This is a genomic window from Enterobacter sp. BNK-16, assembly GCF_048684955.1.
Lineage (GTDB): Bacteria > Pseudomonadota > Gammaproteobacteria > Enterobacterales > Enterobacteriaceae > Enterobacter > Enterobacter bugandensis.
Genome location: NZ_JBLQTQ010000001.1, coordinates 2249254 through 2271641, shown reverse-complemented (window position 1 = coordinate 2271641; position 22388 = coordinate 2249254). Strand labels below are relative to the sequence as shown.

General features: G+C 56.7%; 17 protein-coding genes and 1 other annotated feature. Of the genes, 6 read left to right on the top strand and 11 right to left on the bottom strand.

Translation table 11 applies throughout. From position 1 onward, the window contains the following. Positions 1-114 precede the first annotated feature (114 nt). Entirely contained in the window at positions 115-1323 is a 1209-nt protein-coding gene (locus ACMGGH_RS10835) for an MFS transporter (protein WP_028012201.1), read from the top strand. 232 nt (positions 1324-1555) lie between these two features. Further along, positions 1556-3232, top strand: a complete 1677-nt coding sequence (ybaL, locus tag ACMGGH_RS10830) for a YbaL family putative K(+) efflux transporter (RefSeq protein ID WP_193066089.1) — start codon at positions 1556-1558, stop codon at positions 3230-3232. Positions 3233-3324: 92 nt separating this feature from the next. Here the strand turns inward: ybaL and ACMGGH_RS10825 are convergent, their stop codons facing one another. The 9 genes from ACMGGH_RS10825 to ACMGGH_RS10785 form a co-directional block, all read right to left on the bottom strand. Beyond that, positions 3325-4629, bottom strand: coding sequence for an inosine/guanosine kinase (locus tag ACMGGH_RS10825; protein ID WP_045260696.1), 1305 nt, complete (start codon positions 4627-4629; stop codon positions 3325-3327). 62 nt (positions 4630-4691) lie between these two features. Then, positions 4692-5654, bottom strand: coding sequence for a ferrochelatase (gene hemH / locus ACMGGH_RS10820; protein WP_207119505.1), 963 nt, complete (start codon positions 5652-5654; stop codon positions 4692-4694). Positions 5655-5778: 124 nt separating this feature from the next. Continuing rightward, on the bottom strand, positions 5779-6423 hold the full coding sequence (gene adk, locus ACMGGH_RS10815; RefSeq protein ID WP_006809841.1) for an adenylate kinase: 645 nt from the start codon (positions 6421-6423) through the stop codon (positions 5779-5781). Positions 6424-6618: 195 nt separating this feature from the next. Next, the gene (htpG, locus tag ACMGGH_RS10810; protein WP_045259919.1) at positions 6619-8493 is read right to left on the bottom strand and encodes a molecular chaperone HtpG; all 1875 of its coding nucleotides are present in this window, start codon (positions 8491-8493) and stop codon (positions 6619-6621) included. A gap of 110 nt (positions 8494-8603) precedes the next feature. Beyond that, entirely contained in the window at positions 8604-9209 is a 606-nt protein-coding gene (gene recR / locus ACMGGH_RS10805) for a recombination mediator RecR (RefSeq protein WP_006809843.1), read from the bottom strand. Beyond that, positions 9209-9541: a YbaB/EbfC family nucleoid-associated protein gene (locus tag ACMGGH_RS10800; RefSeq protein WP_003858972.1), complete on the bottom strand. Its 333-nt coding sequence runs from the start codon at positions 9539-9541 to the stop codon at positions 9209-9211. Before ACMGGH_RS10800 ends, recR begins: the two co-directional genes overlap by 1 nt. 53 nt (positions 9542-9594) lie before the next feature. Further along, positions 9595-11523 carry a DNA polymerase III subunit gamma/tau gene (dnaX, locus tag ACMGGH_RS10795; protein WP_232948768.1) on the bottom strand — a complete coding sequence of 643 codons (1929 nt, stop codon included), beginning with the start codon at positions 11521-11523 and terminating at the stop codon, positions 9595-9597. Then, positions 10201-10265 (bottom strand) — a sequence feature (DnaX frameshifting element). (Overlaps the previous gene by 65 nt.) Positions 11524-11611: 88 nt before the next feature. After that, positions 11612-12163, bottom strand: a complete 552-nt coding sequence (gene apt / locus ACMGGH_RS10790; RefSeq protein WP_000127359.1) for an adenine phosphoribosyltransferase — start codon at positions 12161-12163, stop codon at positions 11612-11614. 151 nt (positions 12164-12314) lie between these two features. Further along, positions 12315-12692 (bottom strand): DUF454 family protein, encoded by a 378-nt coding sequence (locus ACMGGH_RS10785; protein ID WP_028012194.1) that lies wholly within the window; start codon positions 12690-12692, stop codon positions 12315-12317. A 50-nt stretch (positions 12693-12742) separates the two neighbouring features. Here ACMGGH_RS10785 and priC point away from each other — a divergent pair, with 50 nt between their 5' ends. Together priC and rsmS are read left to right on the top strand one after the other, a co-directional pair. Beyond that, the gene (gene priC / locus ACMGGH_RS10780) at positions 12743-13270 is read left to right on the top strand and encodes a primosomal replication protein N'' (RefSeq protein WP_232948767.1); all 528 of its coding nucleotides are present in this window, start codon (positions 12743-12745) and stop codon (positions 13268-13270) included. Between the two features lie 14 nt (positions 13271-13284). Next, positions 13285-13461, top strand: a complete 177-nt coding sequence (rsmS, locus tag ACMGGH_RS10775; protein WP_045631461.1) for a pleiotropic regulatory protein RsmS — start codon at positions 13285-13287, stop codon at positions 13459-13461. Position 13462: 1 nt separating this feature from the next. On the opposite strand, the gene mscK is transcribed toward rsmS, so the two are convergent. Then, positions 13463-16810, bottom strand: coding sequence for a mechanosensitive channel MscK (gene mscK, locus ACMGGH_RS10770; RefSeq protein ID WP_059357443.1), 3348 nt, complete (start codon positions 16808-16810; stop codon positions 13463-13465). Between the two features lie 112 nt (positions 16811-16922). Further along, positions 16923-17576, bottom strand: coding sequence for a multidrug efflux transporter transcriptional repressor AcrR (acrR, locus tag ACMGGH_RS10765; RefSeq protein ID WP_063942740.1), 654 nt, complete (start codon positions 17574-17576; stop codon positions 16923-16925). Between the two features lie 141 nt (positions 17577-17717). On the opposite strand from acrR, the gene acrA reads away from it, so the two are divergent. Continuing rightward, positions 17718-18911, top strand: coding sequence for a multidrug efflux RND transporter periplasmic adaptor subunit AcrA (gene acrA, locus ACMGGH_RS10760; RefSeq protein ID WP_028012190.1), 1194 nt, complete (start codon positions 17718-17720; stop codon positions 18909-18911). A gap of 22 nt (positions 18912-18933) precedes the next feature. Continuing rightward, positions 18934-22080, top strand: coding sequence for a multidrug efflux RND transporter permease subunit AcrB (acrB, locus tag ACMGGH_RS10755; RefSeq protein WP_041911061.1), 3147 nt, complete (start codon positions 18934-18936; stop codon positions 22078-22080). Positions 22081-22388 lie beyond the last annotated feature (308 nt).

Here is a 22388-nt window from a genome sequence, read left to right as displayed (position 1 = left end):
AGAATAGACAAATAAGTTTTCAGAATTGCGACTTTCTTCAAATGTCACGGACGAGTATGTTAGTCGGATAATAATTACTCCCTGCATCTCTAATAACAAATTGACGTGGTATTTATGGCAATCAGTGAATCAACCCAGCCCGCTCCGGGCGCGCCGGCGTCGCGCACCTCTTTTAAAGTTTTAGGCGCAATCAGCCTCTCGCACCTGCTCAACGACATGATCCAGTCGTTGATTCTGGCGATCTACCCGCTGCTGCAGTCCGAGTTTTCGTTAACCTTCGTACAGATCGGGATGATCACCCTGACCTTCCAGCTGGCCTCGTCGCTGCTGCAGCCGGTGGTGGGTTACTGGACGGATAAATACCCGATGCCGTGGTCGCTGCCGATAGGCATGTGCTTTACCTTAAGCGGGCTGGTGCTGCTGGCCATGGCAGGCAGTTTTGAAGCGGTTCTGCTCGCCGCCGCGCTGGTGGGAACCGGCTCGTCCGTCTTCCATCCGGAGTCCTCACGCGTGGCGCGTATGGCCTCCGGTGGCCGTCACGGGCTGGCGCAGTCACTCTTCCAGGTAGGGGGCAACTTCGGTAGCTCCCTCGGCCCGCTGCTGGCGGCGGTGATTATCGCCCCGTATGGCAAAGGCAATGTGGCCTGGTTTGTGCTGGCCGCCCTGCTCGCCATTGTCGTGCTGGCACAGATCAGCCGCTGGTACGCCGCCCAGCATCGCGTGAACAAAGGGAAACCTAAAGCGAAGGTTATCAATCCCCTGCCTCGTAATAAGGTCATTCTTGCGGTCTCCGTGCTGCTGGTGCTGATTTTCTCCAAATACTTCTATATGGCGAGCATTAGCAGCTATTACACCTTTTATCTGATGCAAAAATTCGGATTATCGGTACAAAACGCGCAGTTTCACCTGTTTGCTTTCCTCTTCGCGGTGGCCGCAGGAACGGTCATTGGCGGGCCGGTGGGGGATAAAATTGGCCGTAAATATGTCATTTGGGGCTCTATCCTCGGCGTGGCGCCCTTTACCCTCATTTTGCCGTACGCCAGCCTTGAATGGACGGGGATTTTGACCGTGATTATTGGTTTTATCCTCGCCTCCGCGTTTTCCGCCATTCTGGTCTATGCCCAGGAGCTGCTGCCTGGTCGTATCGGTATGGTTTCCGGACTGTTTTTCGGTTTCGCCTTCGGCATGGGCGGGCTGGGTGCAGCGGTATTAGGGATGGTTGCGGATCACACCAGCATCTTCCTGGTTTATAAAATCTGCGCTTTCCTGCCACTTCTTGGGATGTTGACCATATTCCTGCCTGATAACCGCCACAAAGCGTAAATTACGGGCAGCCAAAGTTTGACTTTGGCTGCCTGACAGCCTGATGCCATAAGGGTTTCTTCTTTCTCCTCTTGCGTAATTTATCAAAATGCGCTTTTTTACGCGCATATTGCTGTTTTATTCAAACTTCAACAATTATTCATAAACATAAGGGTAAAAATTGTCATAAACTATTACCTGGCTTTTTGGTATTCACGCCAAAAATGGAACACTCACCACGAAAGGAGACGGAATGCACCACGCCACACCGCTTATTACCACCATTGTTGGTGGACTTGTGCTCGCTTTTATCCTTGGCATGATTGCCAATAAGCTGCGTATTTCTCCTCTTGTCGGCTATCTGCTGGCAGGTGTGCTGGCGGGACCGTTTACGCCAGGTTTTGTTGCGGATACCAAACTGGCTCCTGAACTGGCGGAATTGGGCGTGATTCTGCTGATGTTTGGCGTCGGTCTGCATTTTTCGCTGAAGGACCTGATGGCGGTAAAGTCGATCGCCATACCCGGAGCGATCGCCCAGATAGGGGTGGCGACGCTGCTGGGCATGGCGCTTTCGGCAGTGCTGGGCTGGTCGCTGATGACCGGCATCGTCTTTGGGCTGTGCCTCTCCACCGCCAGTACCGTGGTGCTGCTGCGCGCGCTTGAAGAGAGGCAGCTGATAGACAGCCAGCGCGGGCAAATCGCGATTGGCTGGCTGATTGTAGAAGATCTGGTCATGGTCCTGACGCTGGTACTGCTGCCCGCCGTCGCCGGGATGATGGAAAAAGACAACGTCGGCTTCGCCTCGCTGGCGCTGGATATGAGCATCACCATCGGTAAAGTGGTGGCGTTTATCGCCATCATGATGCTGGTGGGTCGCCGTCTGGTGCCGTGGATCATGTCCCGCAGCGCGGCAACCGGCTCCCGCGAGCTGTTTACCCTCTCCGTGCTGGCGCTGGCGCTGGGCATCGCCTTCGGTGCCGTTGAGCTGTTTGATGTCTCCTTTGCCCTGGGGGCGTTCTTCGCCGGGATGGTGCTGAACGAGTCCGAGCTGAGCCACCGTGCGGCGCACGACACGCTGCCGCTGCGCGATGCGTTTGCCGTGCTGTTCTTCGTCTCCGTCGGGATGCTGTTCGATCCGCTGGTGCTGATCCAGCAGCCGCTGGCCGTGCTGGGCACGCTGGCGATCATTATTTTTGGTAAGTCGCTCGCGGCCTTCTTCCTGGTGCGAATGTTCGGCCACTCCCCGCGCACGGCGCTGACGATTGCCGCCAGCCTGGCGCAGATTGGCGAGTTCGCCTTTATTCTGGCCGGTCTGGGCATGGCATTGAACCTGCTGCCACAGGCGGGGCAAAATCTGGTGCTGGCAGGGGCAATCCTCTCCATCATGCTAAACCCGGTACTGTTTGCCCTGCTGGAAAAATACCTTGATAAAACCGAAACGCTGGAAGAGCAGACGCTGGAAGAGGCCATCGAAGAAGAGAAGCAGATCCCGGTCGATATTTGCAATCACGCCCTGCTGGTCGGCTTTGGGCGCGTGGGTAGCCTGCTCGGCGAGAAGCTGATGGCGCAGGGCATTCCGCTGGTGGTGATTGAAACCTCACGCACCCGCGTTGACGAGCTGCGCGAGCGCGGAATTCGCGCGGTGCTGGGCAACGCTGCAAACGAAGAGATCATGAATCTCGCGCATCTGGACTGCGCCCGCTGGCTGCTGCTGACCATCCCTAACGGCTATGAGGCGGGTGAGATTGTGGCCTCCGCGCGTGAGAAGTGCCCCGGTATTGAGATCATTGCCCGAGCGCACTATGACGACGAGGTGGAGTACATTACCGAGCGCGGCGCGAATCAGGTGGTGATGGGCGAGCGTGAGATTGCGAATACCATGCTGACGCTGCTGACGAAGCCGCCAGTTGAAGAGGCGGTGACGGGGTAAGTTTGCTGCGGCCTGATGCCCTCACCCTGGCCCTCTCCCCAGGGAGAGGGAACAAATACTAAAAACGGCAACCACAGGTTGCCGTTTTGCTTTTACCTGTCCCAGTACGCCTCTTCGAGGCTGTCTTCTCGTTCCGGCAGTCCACGCGTTAAGCGCGGCGAATGCTGGTTCAGCACCTGGTAGCTCACGCGGTTCGCGTACTTGCACACCTGCGCCAGCGACGAATAGGTCAGCCAGCTGAACTTGTGCTTGCTGGAGTTCGGCACGTTAGTTTTGTGATAGGCGTTCGCGGTAATGTCATGCAGCAGCGCGGCAAGCGCGCCGTCGCCCGCGCCGTTAGTGTTCATGATCTTCTCCGGCCCGCCCATATACGGCGCAATGTGGGAGTAGATACGCAGCGGATTCACGCAGTCTTTGTGGCGCATGCCGCGGCTGAACTCGTACTGGTTGAACTCCGCAATCGCCCCCGGCAGCAGCGGGTGCTGGGTTTTGCGCTTGCTCTCTTCTTCGGTGAAGCCCGCCATATACAGCCCAACCGGACCCGCGGTGCAGAGCACCAGATCCACCCAGTCCAGCGCTTTGTCGGACGCCAGCAGCGGATCGCTTTCACCGGTCAGCGCCTCGGCCTCTTCTTCGTTCATCGCCAGAATCGAGACGTGCTCTTTCAGGAAGGTCTGCCACCACTCCGGGTTATCGGCAATCACGAATTTGGTGCCCAGCGTCAGAACGACGGGCACGTCGTACTTTTTGGCGTACTCAATCGCCTTCATGGTCGCTTCCGGCATCGGCTCGCCCGGCTTGCAGCGCACCAGGTAGGAGGTCAGCACCAGCGCAGACGCGCCCGCGATCACCTCTTCGGGAATGCTTTCCGCGCGCAGCTTGTTCATGTGGCCCGGGCTGATGGCAAAGGTACGCTCGCCGGATTCGCCGATCAGCGTAAAGCAGCGGCCAATCGGCCCGTCTACGCCCTGGAGATAGTTAAGATCGGTGCGGCTGGAGGTGTTGCACAGGTAGCGGTAGGCGTAGCCACCGATTTCAATGTTGCTGCACATCACGCCGAGCAGCACCGAGCGGTCATCTGCCAGCACCGAGTAGTTGTGCATGGTGTTGCCGATGGTGCCGCCAGCGAACTGATGGGTAATCAGATTTTCGCGCACCAGCTCCTGGTACAGCGCTTCGGCAACGTCGTCCTCAATCACCAGCGAGTGACCGGCGCTCAGACCGTAACGGGCGACAAACTCATCATCCACTTTCGCTTCAATGTCCACCAGCGTCTGGTCGATACCGACAACCCAGGCCGCGCTGGTTTCATTTTCAGGCTGGATTTGCTGCAGGAGCGGATCGCGGGCATCGACGGGAAAGTAGTGTTTGGATTTGCGTTTACCGGGAAATTTCATGGTCTGAACTGTACGAAGAATATGGGCCGGGAATGGTAGCACAAACCCGGCCCGAAGTGCGATCAGCGACCGTTCGTCACCAGCGAGACCATCATGTCGATGTGCTCAGGCGAGTCGTTAAGCGCCGGAATGTACTCGTACTTTTCGCCGCCAGCCTCCAGGAAAAATTCACGGTTTTGCACCGCGATCTCCTCCAGCGTTTCCAGACAGTCTGCCGAGAAGCCCGGCGACATCACCTGAATGTGCTTAACGCCCTTCTCGCCGAGCATTTTGAGGGTTTCATCGGTGTACGGCGTCAGCCACGGCTCGCGGCCAAAGCGCGACTGGAAGGTCATCATCACCTTCTCCGGCGGCAGGCCAAGGGCGGAGACCAGTTCGCGGGTGGTATCGCGGCAGCGCTGGGGGTAATCATCCCCTTCGTTGGCGAAACGCTGCGGAATACCGTGATAGGAGAGCAGCAGCAGATCCGGCTCGCCGTGTTTCTCAAACGATGCTCGGGCGCTGTTGGCAAGCGCCTTGATGTAGAGGTCGTTATCGGCGTAATCGCGAATAAAGGTCACGCCCGGAATGCGGCGACGCGTCTTCAGAATACGCGCCAGCTCGTCCCAGACGGCGGCCACCGTCGAGCAGGAGTACTGCGGATACAAGGCCAGCACGACGATATGATCCACGCCCTGTGCCAGCAGCGCATCGACGGCGCTTTCCAGCGAAGGTTTACCGTAGCTCATGCCGAGTGCGACGGGCATATCCGGCAGACGGGCGGCCAGCGCTTTTTCCTGACGACGGCTGTACACCATCAGCGGCGAGCCCTCTTCCATCCAGACGGACTGATAAAGTTTGGCGACGCGCGGAGAGCGAATCGGCAGAATGACGCCACGCAGCAGCGGCCACCACAGCAGTCTCGGAAAATCCACGACGCGCGTGTCGCTTAAAAATTGTCGCAGGTAGCGTTTTACCGCCGCTGGAGTGGGTGCTTCTGGGGTGCCCAGATTGGCAAGCAGGATGCCGGTTTTCGCCTGACTCATTCACGCCTCTTAACCATTTGATAGGTTGTCAATTGTAGCGGAAATGCGTTTAAACGAAACCCATTGCTGTAATAGGTAAGATGAGAATATTTCTCACCCGGGAGCCCGGGTGAGAGGCGCGCGATTAGCCGAGGATTTTTTCCAGCTCTGCACGTACGTCAGCCACGGCTTTGGTGCCGTCAACTTTGGCGTATTTGGTGTTACCCGCCTGCGCTTCTTTGGTGTAGTAGCCAATCAGCGGCGCGGTCATCTGATGGTATTCCACCAGGCGTTTACGCACGGTCTCTTCCTGATCGTCTTTACGGGTGGTCAGCTCTTCGCCGGTCACGTCGTCTTTGCCTTCAACCTTAGGCGGGTTGAATTTGATGTGGTAAACGCGGCCAGAGGCTGCGTGCACGCGACGGCCAACGATACGGTCAACGATCAGTTCGTCCGGTACGTCGAACTCCAGCACGTAGTCCACGTTGATGCCCGCTTCTTTCATGGCGTCAGCCTGAGGAATGGTGCGCGGGAAGCCGTCCAGCAGGAAACCGTTACGGCAGTCTTCCTGCGCAATGCGCTCTTTAACCAGCGCGATAACCAGCTCGTCGGTTACCAGCTTGCCTGCGTCCATGATGTCTTTCGCTTGTTTACCCAGCTCGGAGCCAGATTTTACAGCGGCGCGCAGCATGTCACCGGTGGAGATTTGCGGAATACCGTATTTCTCCATGATGAACTGAGCCTGAGTTCCTTTACCCGCGCCCGGAGCGCCAAGCAGAATAATACGCATTGCGAAAATCCCCTCAAATGTCGTTTCAATTTTTCAAAAGCGCTAAACAATACCACCAGAACGGGCGTGGCTCAAGGAAGGCGGGAAGGCTGAAACGGTTAATGGGGGGAGATAATTTGGGAGAGTGCGGTCTGGTGCCCTCACCCCGGCCCTCTCCCACGGGGAGAGGGAGAAGACCAGGGGAGACGTGGTCAGTTACGCCAGCAGCAGCGCATTCACACGTTTAATGAACAGGTTAGGATCTTCCAGGGTGCCGCGCTCGGCCAGCAGGGACTGATCCAGCAGGAGTTCAACCCACTCGGCAAAGCGAGCTTCATCCTGGGTATCCGCCGCGCGTTTCACCAGCGGATGATCCGGATTAAGCTCAAAGATATATTTCACTTCCGGCACGGCCTGGCCCGCCGCGGCGAACAGCTTCGCCATCTGGGTGCTCATTTCGTCCGCATCGGTGGTGACAATCGCCGGAGTATCGGTCAGACGGTGCGTGAAGCGTACCTCTTTCACGCGGTCGCCCAGCAGGGTTTTGACACGCTCAACGAACGGCTCCAGCGCCTTCTCGGCTTCTTTCGCGCTTTCGTCCACTTCATCCGCCAGCTTGTCGATGGACTCGTCGGCTTTGGCAACGGACTGGAACGCCTTACCGTCGAACTCGGTCAGGTAGTTCATCATCCACTCGTCGATGCGGTCAGAAAGCAGCAGCACTTCGATGCCTTTCTTACGCAGCAGCTCCAGATGCGGGCTGCTCTTCGCTGCCGCATAGCTGTCGGCGGTGATGTAGTAGATCTTCTCCTGCCCTTCCTTCATGCGGGAGACGTACTCTTCCAGCGACACGGTCTGGGCGGAGGAGTCGGTATGCGTAGAGGCGAAGCGCAGCAGTTTGGCGATAGTTTCAACGTTCGCCATGTCTTCAGCCGGGCCTTCTTTCAGCACCAGGCCGAACTGTTTCCAGAAGGTCTGGTATTTTTCCGCGTCGTCTTTCGCCAGTTTTTCCAGCATCTGCAACGCACGTTTGGTCAGAGCGTTACGCAGATTACGGGTAACGGTGCTGTCCTGGAGGATTTCACGGGAGACGTTCAGCGGCAGATCGTTGGAGTCTATCAGGCCACGAACAAAGCGCAGGTAGTTCGGCATGAACTGCTCGGCGTCGTCCATGATGAAGACGCGCTGCACGTACAGCTTCAGGCCGTGCTTGTGATCGCGGTTCCACATGTCCCACGGTGCCTGTGCCGGAATGTACAGCAGGCTGGTGTACTCCTGCTTCCCTTCCACGCGGTTGTGGCTCCAGGTCAGCGGGTCGGTAAAGTCGTGGGCGATGTGCTTATAAAACTCGTTGTACTCGTCGTCTTTGATTTCAGCCTTGTTACGCGTCCACAGCGCCTGCGCCTTGTTGATTTTCTCCCAGGAAACAACGGTTTCACCGTCTTTCTCTTCCTGTTTTTCAATCTCTACCGGCAGCGCGATGTGATCGGAATATTTGCTGATGATGGAGCGTACGCGCCAGTCGTTCAGGAAATCGTCTTCCCCTTCGCGCAGGTGGAGGGTGATTTCGGTGCCGCGATCCGCTTTAGTGATGTCATCAACGGTGTATTCGCCTTCCCCTTTGGATTCCCACAGCACGCCGTTCTCGGCGCTGTCGCCCGCCGCGCGGGTGCGCACGGTGACTTTGTCCGCCACGATAAACGCCGAGTAGAAGCCCACGCCGAACTGGCCAATCAGCTGGCTGTCTTTCGCCTGGTCAGAGCCCATGGACTCCAGGAACGCTTTGGTGCCGGATTTAGCGATGGTGCCAAGGTGGTCGATCACCTCGTCGCGGTTCATCCCGATGCCGTTATCAGCGATGGTCAGGGTGCGGTTCTCTTTGTTGAAAGAGACGCGCACGCGCAGCTCGCCGTCGCCTTCATACAGATCCGGGTTGGACAGCGCGCGGAAGCGCAGCTTGTCCGCCGCATCGGAGGCGTTGGAAATCAGCTCACGCAGGAAAATTTCTTTGTTGGAATACAGGGAATGGATCATCAGGTGCAGAAGCTGTTTTACTTCTGACTGGAAACCACGGGTTTCTTGTCCTTTCATCTAAGTCGACCTCAACAATGCCATTTAATGGGGTTGTAAAACGTTGAGTGAGAGATGGGGATAAGGGGGGAAATTTTCAAGCGGAGGCCGCGCGCGCAGCCTCCGTTTGGTCAGAAAATAATCTTGTGTCGTCCGGCCAGCGAGTGCGACAGCGTGGTGCCGTCGACCATCTCCAGCTCGCCGCCGACCGGCACGCCGTGGGCGATGCGGCTGGCGTCAACGCCGTACTGCGCGCACAGCTCGGCGATATAGTTGGCGGTTGCCTCCCCTTCCACCGTCGGGTTGGTGGCGAGGATCACCTCTTTGATGGTTTCGGACTCAAGACGCTGTTCAAGGCGATCGAGACCGATATCGTCCGGGCCAATGCCGTCCAGCGGGGAGAGATGCCCCATCAGCACAAAATAGCGGCCGGAAAACTGCCCGGTTTGTTCGATGGCGTAGATGTCCGCCGGACTCTCCACCACGCAAATCTGACCGTTCTCCTGACGACGCGGGTTCGTACAGATGTTACACACGTCCTGCTCGGTAAAGGTCCGGCAATCCGCACAGTGACCAATTTCTGACATGGCGCGGGTTAAAGCCTGCGCCAGGCGCATCCCGCCGCTGCGGTCGCGCTGCAATAGCGTAAACGCCATGCGCTGCGCCGACTTCGGGCCAACGCCCGGCAGGCAGCGCAGTGCTTCCATTAACTGCGTGAGCAGCGGACTGGTTTGCATCAGAATGGCATCTTAAAGCCCGGCGGCAGCTGCATACCGCTGGAAACAGAGGCCATTTTCTCTTTCTGGGTTTCGTCGATACGGCGAGCGGCATCGTTAAACGCGGCTGCAACCAGATCTTCCAGCATTTCTTTGTCGTCTTCGAGCAGGCTCGGGTCGATTTCAACGCGACGGCAGTTGTGCGCACCGTTGATGGTCACCTTGACCAGACCGGCACCGGATTCACCCGTGACTTCCAGCTGAGCGATCTCTTCCTGCATCTTCTGCATTTTTTCCTGCATCTGCTGAGCCTGCTTCATCAGGCCACCCAGACCGCCTTTTCCACCAAACATAGGCTTCTCTCTTCTTTCACGTTAAGGATTACAACCGTAAGTCAGACTCACGATCAAATGGGGCGAATACTCTCTTCATCCAGATCGGCGTCGAAGAACCGGCGCAGGGTCTGGATGTTGTTATCCGCAATAATTGCCTCGCGCGCCTGCGCGAGCTTCTCTTCATAAATGGCCTGGCGCCACTCGAGCGGCGTTTTCACTGCCGGATTATCATCTTCAATGATAGTCAATTCAACCGGTGAACCCTGTAAAGCAGCAAGCGCCTCTGCCAGCGCCTTTTGCGCGCCAGGGGAATTGAGGTGCCGCTGGCCCGGACGCAGGTGCAGACGCACCTGATTGCCGTCCTGCTCTTTCCAGGCGTTTAGCGCGACCTGCTCCACCAGCTTCGGCAGCTGGAGTTTGCTGACCTCAGCGGCCCAGGCGTCGCGCGCGATGGACTCTTCGGCGAGCTTCGCGGAAAGCTCCGGCGTTTTTTCATGCTCCAGCGCCTTTTTCAGCGCTTTCGGCGTGGCGACCACTTCCTTGACCGTTTCAACAACGGTGGTCGCCTTCCAGCGGTAAGCCTCTTCTTTCACCGGGGCTTTCTGCTCGAGCGCGGACGGTGCCGGACGCGACTGTACGCGCTCCGTTACCGAGGCCAGTCGTTCAAGCGCGGCGTTGTTCACCGGCCGCGCTCTTCCTGGCGCTGCCGGTTCACTCTTTTTTGGTTTGGTTACTCCCTGCGCACGCTGCAGCTGGCTGCGTGCGGCAAGCACCGAACTGGTGGCATCCGACAGCGGCACGTTTTGCTGTGGCGGCGGCGTCGGCTGCGGCGGCACCTGCTGCGGTGACATCACCGCCGTAGGGGCGACCGGGGCAAAAGACTGCCGCGGCGCTTCCGGTTCCGGCAACGGCATGCGCGGGTGGAACGCCAGCGCGCGCAGCAGCGTCATTTCGACGCCCATCCGCGGATCCGGCGCGTATGGCAGCTCTTTGCGGCCAATCAGCAGCGTCTGGTAATACAGCTGCACGTCGGCAGGCGGCACGGTACGGGCAAGTTCACGCATCCGCTGTTCAATGGCGGCCATATCCGCACCGATGGCCGACGGAGACAGCTGCAGCATCGCCACGCGGTGCAGCAGGCTGAGCATCTCGACCAGCAGCGCTTCCCACTCAATACCGCGGGCAGCGGCCGCGTTCACCAGCGACATCACGCGCTCGCCGTTGGCGGCAATCATCGCTTCGATGAGCGACAGCGCCTGATCGTCATCCAGCGTGCCGAGCATGGTGCTGACCGCTTCGGTCGAGAGCTTGCCGTCACCGCTGGCAATCGCCTGGTCGGTCAGGCTTAGCGCATCACGCAGGCTGCCGTCAGCCGCGCGGGCCAGCAGCTGCAGGGCGCGCGGCTCGTGAACGATCTTCTCTTCATCAAGGATGTGCTCAAGCTGCGCGCGGATCTGCTCAACGTCCAGCGCCTTCAGGTGGAACTGCAGGCAGCGCGACAGGATGGTGACCGGCAGCTTTTGCGGATCGGTGGTCGCCAGCAGGAATTTAACGTGCGCGGGCGGCTCTTCCAGCGTTTTCAGCAGGGCGTTAAAGCTGTGGCGCGACAGCATGTGCACTTCATCGATCAGGTAGACCTTGAAGCGGCCGCGCGCCGGGGCGTACTGCACGTTGTCGAGCAGATCGCGGGTGTCTTCCACCTTGGTGCGCGAGGCGGCGTCGATCTCGATCAGATCGACAAAACGCCCCTGCTCGATCTCGCGGCAGTTGTCACACACGCCGCACGGGGTGGCGGTGATCCCGGTTTCGCAGTTCAGACCTTTCGCCAGCAGACGGGCAATAGAAGTCTTACCGACGCCGCGGGTGCCGGAAAAAAGATAGGCGTGATGGATGCGACCTAGCGACAAGCCGTTCGCCAGGGCCGTCAGCACATGTTCCTGACCGACAACGTCAGCAAAGGTTTGTGGTCGCCATTTACGGGCTAACACCTGATAACTCATGGGCAGGCTCTGCAACGCTGGAAGGTGAATTTATGGAGGGGAATGCTATCACAACCTCACCCGTTGAGCGAGGTTGTGAAAACCGGGATTAATGACCCGGGAAAGGCACCAGGCTATAGCTGGTAATGCCCTGTTTTTCCAGGCGCTGTTCACCGCCAAGATCGAACAGGTTGATGATGAAGGCCGCATCGGTCACTTCACCACCCAGACGGCGGATCAGCTTGACGGTCGCTTCAATGGTGCCGCCGGTCGCCAGCAGATCGTCGACCACCAGCACTTTGTCGCCAGGCTTGATCGCGTCAACGTGGATTTCCAGCTGATCGGTGCCGTACTCCAGCTCGTAGCTCTCCGCGATGGTTTCACGCGGCAGTTTGCGCGGCTTACGCACCGGCACAAAACCCACGCCCATCGCCAGCGCAACCGGTGCGCCAAACAGGAAGCCGCGGGCTTCGGTACCTACTACTTTGGTGATCCCGGCGTTTTTATAACGCTCGACCAGCAGTTCAATGCTGAGCGCGTACGCTTTCGGGTCTTCCAGCAAGCTGGTGACATCACGGAAAAGAATACCAGGCTTTGGATAGTCCTGGATGCTTTTGATGCTATTTTTCAGATATTCAAGCTGCTGTGCAGTTGCGGTCATCGGTTTGTGCCTAAATGAAACAGTGTTACTCACGGCGCGCGACGAGTCGGTCAAAGTAACAGTTGTTTAACCTTTGACCAAGCGCACCTGTGCTCGAAAACGGTCGAATTTACTGGCTGCGCGCCATAATTGCAACCGCCATGATGAGGCTTCAGTGCTTTTGTTGCTTTTCATCAACCACGGGGATCCGCCACATGAAGATCAGCAGGCAGGCCAGGATCGCCAGCAGCAGAATACGCACCCACATCATGTTCACCAGCCATAACGAAACGGCGAAGGTGATCAGGATAAAGGCAATGGCGCGCGGCTTGGCCCCGGGCGGCATGGCCCGGTGTTTTTGCCAGTGCCGCAGGTAGCCGCCAAACCACGAGCGGTACAGCAGCCAGTGGTGAAAACGCGGCGACGAGCGGGCGAAGCACCAGGCGGCCAGCAGGATAAACGGGGTGGTCGGCAGCAAGGGCAAAACCACACCTAGCGTACCCAGCACTACCGCGAGCCAGCCAATGATGATTAAAATAGTACGCTGCATAATGCGAATCGTTATCAAACTGAACGGCTACTTTACCACTGGAGAGCGCATTGAAAACAGCACTGCTTCTTGAGAAGCTGCAAAATCAGCTGATCGCTCTGCGGGCGCAGGCCATGCCGCTGATGGGACACGCCACGCTGAAACCGCGCTTTGACCGGCAGCTTTTCCGCACCCGCAGCACCGTCATTCAGGATTACCTTGCTGAGATGCAGACCAACCTCGATGAGCTTCGCCACGCGGTTGAGAGTGAACAGCAGGAACAGGTGGTGTGGCTTGCGGAGCATCTTACCGAGCAGATCACCGCCCTGCACCGCGAAATCGCCGCCTGGCCGCTACGGGCGTGGGACAGCGCCTCGCCTGGGCTGGGAAAATGGCAGCGCAAGCGGCTGGAGAACCAGGAGTTTGAGCGGCGTCTGTTTGAGATGAAGCGCGAGCGCGAAGCCCGCCTGAACAACAGCGAAACGCTGGAAGAGCAGCAGCTATTGATGCGCGAGATTAGCGCGCTGGAAGGCCGCATCGTCCGCTGCCGTCAGGCGCTGGATGAGATTGAACGCGTGATTGAACGCCTGACCCGTTAACTGGAGCCACATTTATGTCACTGGAAAATGCACCCGATGAGGTCAAGCTGGCCGTCGATTTGATTATGCTGCTGGAGAATCATGAGATCCCGGCCGAGACGGTGCTTAAAGCGCTGGAGATTGTGCGGCGGGATTTTGAGGGGAAACTTCCCCCTCACCCTAACCCTCTCCCCGTGGGAGAGGGAAAATAGATTAAGCCGGAGTCGGGTCGTCGCCCTTAATGTCGCGCTTCACTTCCGTATGCTCATCACCTTTCTCGTTACGCAGGTGAACCTCAAGCTGGTTGAAGGCGATATTAATATCGTTTTCACGGCACAGGCGATCGATAGAGCGGTTAAGCTCATCCACCGTGTAGCTGCGGTCGCGCAGCTCGCGCACGTATAAACGCAGCTCGTGATCCAGCGTACTCGGCCCAAAGGTGGTGAAGAACACAGCCGGGGCAGGATCGTGCATCACTTTCGGATGCTCAGACGCCGCCTTCAGCAGCACCTCTTTCACCTTATCCAGATCCGATCCATAGGCTACGCCCAGGCGGATCACCACGCGCGTCACCGTATCAGAGAGCGACCAGTTGATCAGACGCTCGGTCACGAACGCTTTGTTCGGGATGATCACCTCTTTGCGATCGAAGTCGGTGATGGTGGTCGCACGAATTCGGATCTTGCTGACGGTCCCGGAGAACGTGCCGATGGTGACGGTATCGCCGATACGCACCGGACGTTCGAAGAGGATAATCAGGCCGGAGACAAAGTTACCGAAGATCTCCTGCAGGCCAAAACCAAGACCGACCGAGAGAGCCGCCGCCAGCCACTGCAGTTTATCCCACGAGACGCCCAGCGAGCCGAATACCGTCATCGCCCCGACGATAATGATGACGTAATTCAGGATGGTGGTGATGGCGTAAGACGCCCCCTGGCGCAGGTTCAGCCTTGAGAGCACCAGCACTTCCAGCAGACCCGGCAGGTTACGAATTAGCGCCCAGGCCACTACCGACGACACCAGCGCAAACAGCAGGCTGCCCATGGTGACGCTTTTCATCACCGCCGCGCCGGCTTCGGTACCGTTGTACTGCCAGAGGGTAATACTGTCGAGATAAGCGAAGACGGTAATTAAATCAGACCAGATCGCCCAGAACATCACCGCAAACAGCGCGATCATCACCAGCATGGTGATACGCAGCGTCTGCTGGTTAACCTGCTCCAGCGCGATGGTCGGCTCTTCCTGCGGCTCCGCGCCTTCAGCCCCCTCTTTCACCTGATGCTGACGACGCGCAATGGCACGACGGTAAGCAATGCGGCGGGCCGCGACGCTTAAGCCGCGCAGCACGGTCTGATAGAGCAGGTTCCAGACGATCACCAGATAGACCGTCTCGATCCAGCGCCCGGACAGGCGCAGCGTGGTGTAGAAGTAGCCCGTTGCCGTAAGCACCATCAGCGCCAGCGGAATGATCGCCAGCACCGTCACGGTGGCCAGACGGATATTGTGGGACTCTTTATCACGCCAGCTGTCGCGGCACATCGGCCACATCAGGATCGCAATCAGCAGCAGGTTGAGCAGAATGACCAGTTGACCCAACACATCATCCATCAGATGCAGCGGGGAAAGCTCGGAGACTACCGACCAGAAGTGCAGCGGCAGGAGCGCCAGGCTGACGCGCACAATCTGGCGACGCCAGTGGCTGGTCAGCTGCGCAGGCATGTTGAAGTGACGCACCGCCACGCCGTCTTTTTCGAGCACCTTCCAGCACACGCCAAATACCAGCCAGAACAGCGCCAGTTTTTTACTGAACGCCCAGAGCAGATCGCTGACGTTAAGCTGCATCGTGAGCAGGATCAGGCCCACGGCCAGAATAATCAGGCACACCGGCAGCGCGCGAATGAGATCGATCAGAATCGCTTTTGGCGTATGGAGCTGGCTGTCGTTACGCAGTTGCCCCACTTCCGAAGCCAGCTTCGCCTGGTACTGTTTCAGCCATTTCAAACGCCAGCGTATCAGACCGGCAATCAGCAGCAGCGGTAAGCCCGCCAGGAAAGCAATCATTACCGCAGGCCAGGCTTTCTCCCAGTTCACGGTGATTTTCATGCTCTTAATCTGCGTTTTCAGCGTCTCCGGGAAGGACTTAATCCAGTCCCAGTCCATCGGCTTGTTGCTGTTCACCCAGAAAATCTGCTGCGTCAAAATCTCCTGCAGGCTTTTTGACACGCTGACCAGCTGCTGCTGGTTGATCTGCAGGTTAATTGCCATCATCAGCTGGTTGCCCAGCTGTTTATTGAGCTGGTCAAGCAGTTCACGGCGCATATCCACCACCTGGAGCAGCGCGTCATGTACTTCCGGGTTTACGTCACTGGAGTGCCCCTCTTCAATTTTGGCGACGAAGGCATCACTCTGGAAAAGGGCATCGCGCTGCTGGTTGACGTCAAACTGCTCCAGACGTAAATCCGCAATGCGGTTGGTCATGTCCTCCAGCTCGTCGGCAGACGGCAGCGTCTGCTGCTGCTGGTAGAGAATACGCGACAGCAGGAGGCTGCCCTTCAGAACCGCGATCTGCTCTTTGATGTTGCGCTCCGCCTGCAACGCGCGATCCAGCCAGTTCTTCACTTTGATATTTTGCTGAACCAGCGAGTTGCCGCTTTCCGTCGCCACTATCAGGCGCTGGCTGAGCTGGTGGTTAGCCTCAAGCTCCTGCTTCACCAGAGGATTCGCCTGAATACGGGCGGTTTCGTCAGGGGATACGGCCTCCTGGGCGGTTTTTTCAGTCAGCGTCAGGCGCTTGCTGTTAACAGCTTCCTGCAGCAACTGAAGCTGATGTTCCAGACGATTAATGTTCGCGGTGACGTAATCACGCTGCTTCTGGAGCGTGTCCTGCAGCACCGTATTCCCTTCCAGGCTTTTACGCTGCTGTTCAATTTGCGCATTGAGCAGCGACTGCTGAACCAGCAGCAGGGTTTGCTGGGTCGGGCGCAGCGTGCCCTCCCCTACCGTCGTGCCGTTCAGGCGGTTGCGGATCTGCTGCAGCTGCTGAGACGCGGCGTACATCGCGTTTTGCACGCGCTCGGGCTGGGTTTGCAGGGAGACGAGCTGGCTGTTATAGGTAGCGAGATCGGACTGTGCGGTTTGCAGATCGTCGAGCAATTGCGCGACGCGCGATTCCAGCTGGCGTAAGGAGAGCGTGGAGAGCGTTTTGCGCGTTTCATCGTCGTTATCGACGTCGCTTAGCGCGCTTAGCGCTTCCGTGGCCTTACGCATGTTCTCCGGCGCCTGCGCCACCTTCTGACGAAGCTGGGTGGTTTCAGCCTTAACGCGTTCAATTTTATCCAGCGTTTCCAGCGTTTCCGTCAGATCCTGCTGCGTCAGTTTTTCCTGAGGAGAGAGTTCTTTTTGTTTATTCAGCGTGTCGAGCTGCGACTGAACATCAGCGCGCGTGGGGATATCGTTACTGTTGTCGGCGCGGGCCCAGGTCAGCGGCGCCGTGGCGAAGAAAAACAGCATAGCAAAGAGCAATGCAAATACAGGATGTTGCGAGCGATTGATGGGCAGCATAGTTGTGAATGATGTCAGCAGATGACCGAAAATAGTCCGGCGTGAAGAATATCACGCTCGTCAGAAGCAGAATAGCGAGAACGTAAGCCTCTGAGATAAATCCTGGAAGGACTCAGGCCGTGAGCGAAAGCGCGTCGCTGCGCAGCGTCGGGCAGAGCTGTAGCATTTCCAGTAAAACCGCCACGTAGCTGCGGGCTTCCTCTTTGAGGTCAAAGGATTGCGGCGCAAAAAGCCAGTTTTCCATCAGACCTGAAATGTAGCTGCGCATCAGGATGGCCGCCCGGCGGGTGAGTAAATTGGCCGGTAACAGCTTTGCCTGCATACACAGGTTCAGGTTCTGTTCGATACGATCGTAACTCTCCAGGCTGAGGCTGCGCTGCGCCTGTTGCACCACCGCCATCTCGCCCACGAACTCACATTTATGAAAGATAATTTCCATCATTAATCTGCGACGCTCTTCAACTACCGTTGCTTCAAGGATATATACTAATATTTCTCTTAATACTGAGAGTGGATCGTCAGGGAATTTTGCCCGATACTCACTCTCGAGATCGCTAATGCTGGACTCTGAAAGCTCCCAGATTTCACTGAACAGATCTGACTTGTCTTTAAAATGCCAGTAAATCGCTCCCCGCGTCACACCGGCAGCCTGAGCAATTTGCGCCAGCGAGGTAGAAGAAACACCCTGCTGAGAGAACAAACGTATTGCCACATCCAGAATGTGTTGTCGGGTTTCCAGCGCTTGTTGTTTAGTTTTTCGTGCCATAGGTGGGTGAATTTACAGGAGTCAGATTTACATACATTTGTGAATGTATGTACCATAGCATGACGATAATATAAACGCAGCAATGGGTTTTTAGACTCAGGACCCTTGATCAATTTGAAATCGGACACTCGAGGTTTACATATGAACAAAAACAGAGGGTTAACGCCTCTGGCGGTCGTTCTGATGCTCTCAGGCAGCTTAGCGCTTACAGGATGTGACGACAAACCGGCTCAACAAGGAGCTCAGCAGGCGCCAGAAGTCGGCGTTGTGACACTCAAATCTGAACCTCTGCAGATCACCACAGAATTACCAGGCCGTACAAACGCTTACCGCATTGCGGAAGTGCGTCCTCAGGTTAGCGGCATTATCCTGAAACGTAACTTTACCGAAGGCGGCGATGTGAAGGCCGGTGAGTCTCTGTATCAGATTGATCCCGCGACCTATCAGGCTTCTTATGAAAGCGCGAAAGGTGACCTGGCTAAAGCACAAGCGGCGGCAAAAATCGCTCAGCTGACGCTGAACCGCTATCAGAAACTGCTCGGCACGAAGTACATCAGTCAACAGGATTACGATACCGCGCTGGCAGATGCCCAGCAGGCTAACGCGGCCGTGGTAGCAGCCAAAGCGGCTGTCGAAACTGCACGCATTAACCTGGCCTATACCAAAGTGACCTCCCCTATCAGCGGTCGTATTGGTAAATCTGCCGTGACGGAAGGGGCGCTGGTGCAGAACGGGCAGACCACTGCGCTGGCTACCGTGCAGCAGCTTGATCCGATCTACGTTGACGTGACGCAGTCCAGCAACGATTTCCTGCGCCTGAAACAGGAGCTGGCTAACGGCACCCTGAAACAGGAAAACGGCAAAGCCAAAGTGGAGCTGGTTACCAACGACGGTATCAAGTTCCCGCAGGAAGGTACTCTGGAATTCTCCGATGTGACGGTCGACCAGACCACCGGTTCCATCACCTTACGTGCGATTTTCCCGAACCCTGACAAAAATCTGCTGCCAGGTATGTTCGTTCGCGCGCGTCTGGAAGAAGGAACGAATCCAACCGCACTTCTTGTTCCACAGCAGGGTGTGACCCGTACGCCACGCGGCGATGCGAGCGCACTGGTTGTTGGGGCAGATAACAAAGTCGAAACGCGCAATATCACCGCCACGCAGGCGATTGGCGATAAATGGCTGGTGACGGAAGGTCTGAAAGATGGCGATCGCGTGATTGTTACTGGTTTGCAAAAAGTACGTCCTGGCGCGCAGGTAAAAGCACAGGAAGTGACATCTGACGATAAACAACAAGCTTCGGCCGCTGGCCAGTCAGAACAAACCAAGTCTTAACTTAAACAGGAGCCGTTAAGACATGCCTAATTTCTTTATCGATCGCCCCATATTTGCGTGGGTGATCGCCATTATCATCATGCTGGCCGGGGGACTTGCGATCCTGAAGCTGCCTGTTGCGCAATATCCAACGATTGCGCCACCGGCGGTAACGATCTCCGCAACCTACCCGGGGGCTGATGCGAAAACGGTGCAGGATACCGTGACTCAGGTTATCGAACAGAACATGAACGGTATCGATAACCTGATGTACATGTCCTCAAACAGTGACTCCACCGGTACGGTTCAGATCACCCTGACCTTTGAATCCGGTACGGATGCGGACATTGCGCAGGTTCAGGTGCAGAACAAACTGCAGCTGGCAATGCCTCTTCTGCCGCAGGAAGTGCAACAGCAGGGTGTGAGCGTCGAGAAATCGTCCAGCAGCTTCCTGATGGTTGTCGGCGTGATTAACACCAACGGCACCATGACGCAGGAGGATATTTCCGACTACGTGGGCGCTAACATGAAGGACGCCATCAGCCGTACGTCCGGTGTGGGTGACGTTCAGCTGTTCGGTTCCCAGTACGCGATGCGTATCTGGATGGATCCGAACAAACTGAACAACTTCCAGCTGACGCCGGTTGACGTGATTAACGCGATTAAAGCGCAGAACGCCCAGGTGGCAGCCGGTCAGCTAGGCGGTACGCCGCCGGTGAAAGGCCAGCAGCTTAACGCGTCCATTATCGCGCAAACCCGTCTGACCTCCGCCGATGAGTTCAGCAAAATTCTGCTGAAGGTGAACCAGGACGGTTCGCAGGTTCGTCTGCGCGACGTGGCCAGGGTTGAGCTGGGTGGTGAGAACTACGACATCATCGCGAAGTTTAACGGTAAACCGGCGTCCGGTCTGGGTATCAAACTGGCGACAGGCGCGAACGCCCTGGACACCGCGACGGCGATCCGTGCGGAACTGAAGAAGATGGAACCATTCTTCCCGTCAGGCCTGAAAATCGTTTATCCGTATGACACTACGCCGTTCGTTAAAATTTCGATTCACGAAGTGGTTAAAACGCTGGTAGAAGCGATCATCCTGGTGTTCCTGGTGATGTATCTGTTCCTGCAAAACTTCCGCGCGACGCTGATCCCAACCATCGCCGTGCCGGTCGTTCTGCTGGGGACCTTTGCCATCCTTGCAGCCTTTGGGTTCTCGATAAACACCCTGACGATGTTCGGGATGGTGCTCGCCATCGGCCTGCTGGTGGATGACGCCATCGTGGTAGTAGAGAACGTCGAGCGCGTGATGGCGGAAGAAGGTTTACCGCCGAAGGAAGCCACCCGTAAATCTATGGGCCAGATCCAGGGCGCGCTGGTCGGTATTGCGATGGTGCTGTCCGCGGTATTTATCCCGATGGCCTTCTTCGGGGGCTCTACGGGTGCGATTTACCGCCAGTTCTCCATTACCATCGTCTCCGCGATGGCGCTGTCGGTACTGGTAGCGTTAATCCTGACGCCAGCGCTGTGTGCCACCATGCTGAAGCCAGTTCAGAAAGGCGGTCACGGCGAGCATAAAGGGTTCTTCGGCTGGTTTAACCGCATGTTTGATAAGAGCACGCACCACTACACCGACAGCGTGGGCAATATCCTGCGCAGCACCGGTCGTTATCTGCTGCTCTATATCATCATCGTAGTGGGGATGGCGTTCCTGTTCGTTCGTCTGCCAAGCTCGTTCCTGCCGGATGAAGACCAGGGCGTGTTCCTGACGATGGCGCAGCTTCCGGCGGGTGCGTCGCAAGAGCGTACCCAGAAGGTGTTGGACGAAGTGACGGACTACTATCTCACCAAAGAGAAAGCGAACGTTGAATCCGTGTTTGCGGTTAACGGCTTTGGCTTTGCGGGTCGTGGTCAAAACACCGGTATCGCCTTCGTTTCTCTGAAAGACTGGGCGGATCGTCCGGGCGATGAGAATAAAGTTGAAGCGATCACGGGCCGTGCCATGGGCACCTTCTCGCAGATTAAAGATGCGATGGTCTTCGCCTTTAACCTGCCAGCGATTGTTGAACTGGGTACGGCGACCGGCTTCGACTTCCAGCTGATCGACCAGGGCGGTCTGGGTCACGAGAAACTGACGCAGGCGCGTAACCAGCTGTTCGGCGAAGTGGCTAAACACCCTGACCTGCTGGTCGGCGTACGTCCAAACGGACTGGAAGATACGCCGCAGTATAAGATCAACATCGATCAGGAAAAAGCGCAGGCGCTGGGCGTGTCCATCAGCGACATCAATACCACGCTGGGCGCGGCATGGGGCGGTAGCTACGTCAACGACTTCATCGACCGTGGTCGCGTGAAGAAAGTGTACGTCATGTCCGAAGCGCAGTACCGTATGTTGCCGAACGATATTAACAACTGGTACGTTCGCGGCAGCAACGGTCAGATGGTGCCGTTCTCATCCTTCTCAACGTCACACTGGGAATACGGCTCTCCGCGTCTGGAACGTTACAACGGTCTGCCGTCGATGGAAATCTTGGGCCAGGCCGCACCGGGCCGAAGCACCGGTGAAGCCATGAACCTGATGGAAGAGCTGGCTAGCAAACTGCCTGCGGGTATCGGCTATGACTGGACTGGTATGTCCTATCAGGAACGTCTGTCCGGTAACCAGGCCCCTGCCCTGTACGCCATTTCACTGATTGTGGTCTTCCTGTGTCTGGCGGCGCTGTACGAGAGCTGGTCAATTCCGTTCTCCGTTATGCTGGTGGTTCCACTCGGGGTTATTGGTGCGCTGCTTGCGGCAACGTTCCGTGGATTGACCAACGACGTGTACTTCCAGGTAGGCCTGCTGACAACCATTGGCTTGTCGGCGAAGAACGCGATACTTATCGTTGAATTCGCCAAAGATCTGATGGAGAAAGAGGGTAAAGGCCTTATTGAGGCGACGCTGGAAGCGGTGCGTATGCGTCTGCGTCCAATCCTGATGACCTCTCTGGCGTTCATCCTCGGCGTAATGCCGCTGGTTATTAGCTCCGGTGCAGGCTCCGGTGCGCAGAACGCGGTCGGTACAGGTGTAATGGGCGGTATGATCACCGCGACCGTACTGGCTATCTTCTTCGTCCCGGTGTTCTTCGTGGTGGTGCGCCGCCGCTTCAGCCGGAAGAATGAAGATGTTGAGCACAGTCATTCGGTAGAACCTCACTGATACCGGTTTCATATAATAAAAAGGCCGCATTTGCGGCCTTTTTCATTTTCAGAAAAAATCATAAAATAAGCTTATTGAGGTCCTATTTATTTTCTGCCATCTTAAACAGACATATCATAATTAACTGATAACTTAATAGGTGAACTCAGGATTTTTTTAAATCTATTTCCCTGCTTAAGTTGTTAGGAATATTCCTAATTAAAAGTTAAGACAAACGGAACTCCGGATGTGAACTTTTCTTATGGCTGTAAGCTAAGCCAATGAAACGTAAGGAAGCGAAAAAACTATCGTTAATCCTGATAAAAAAG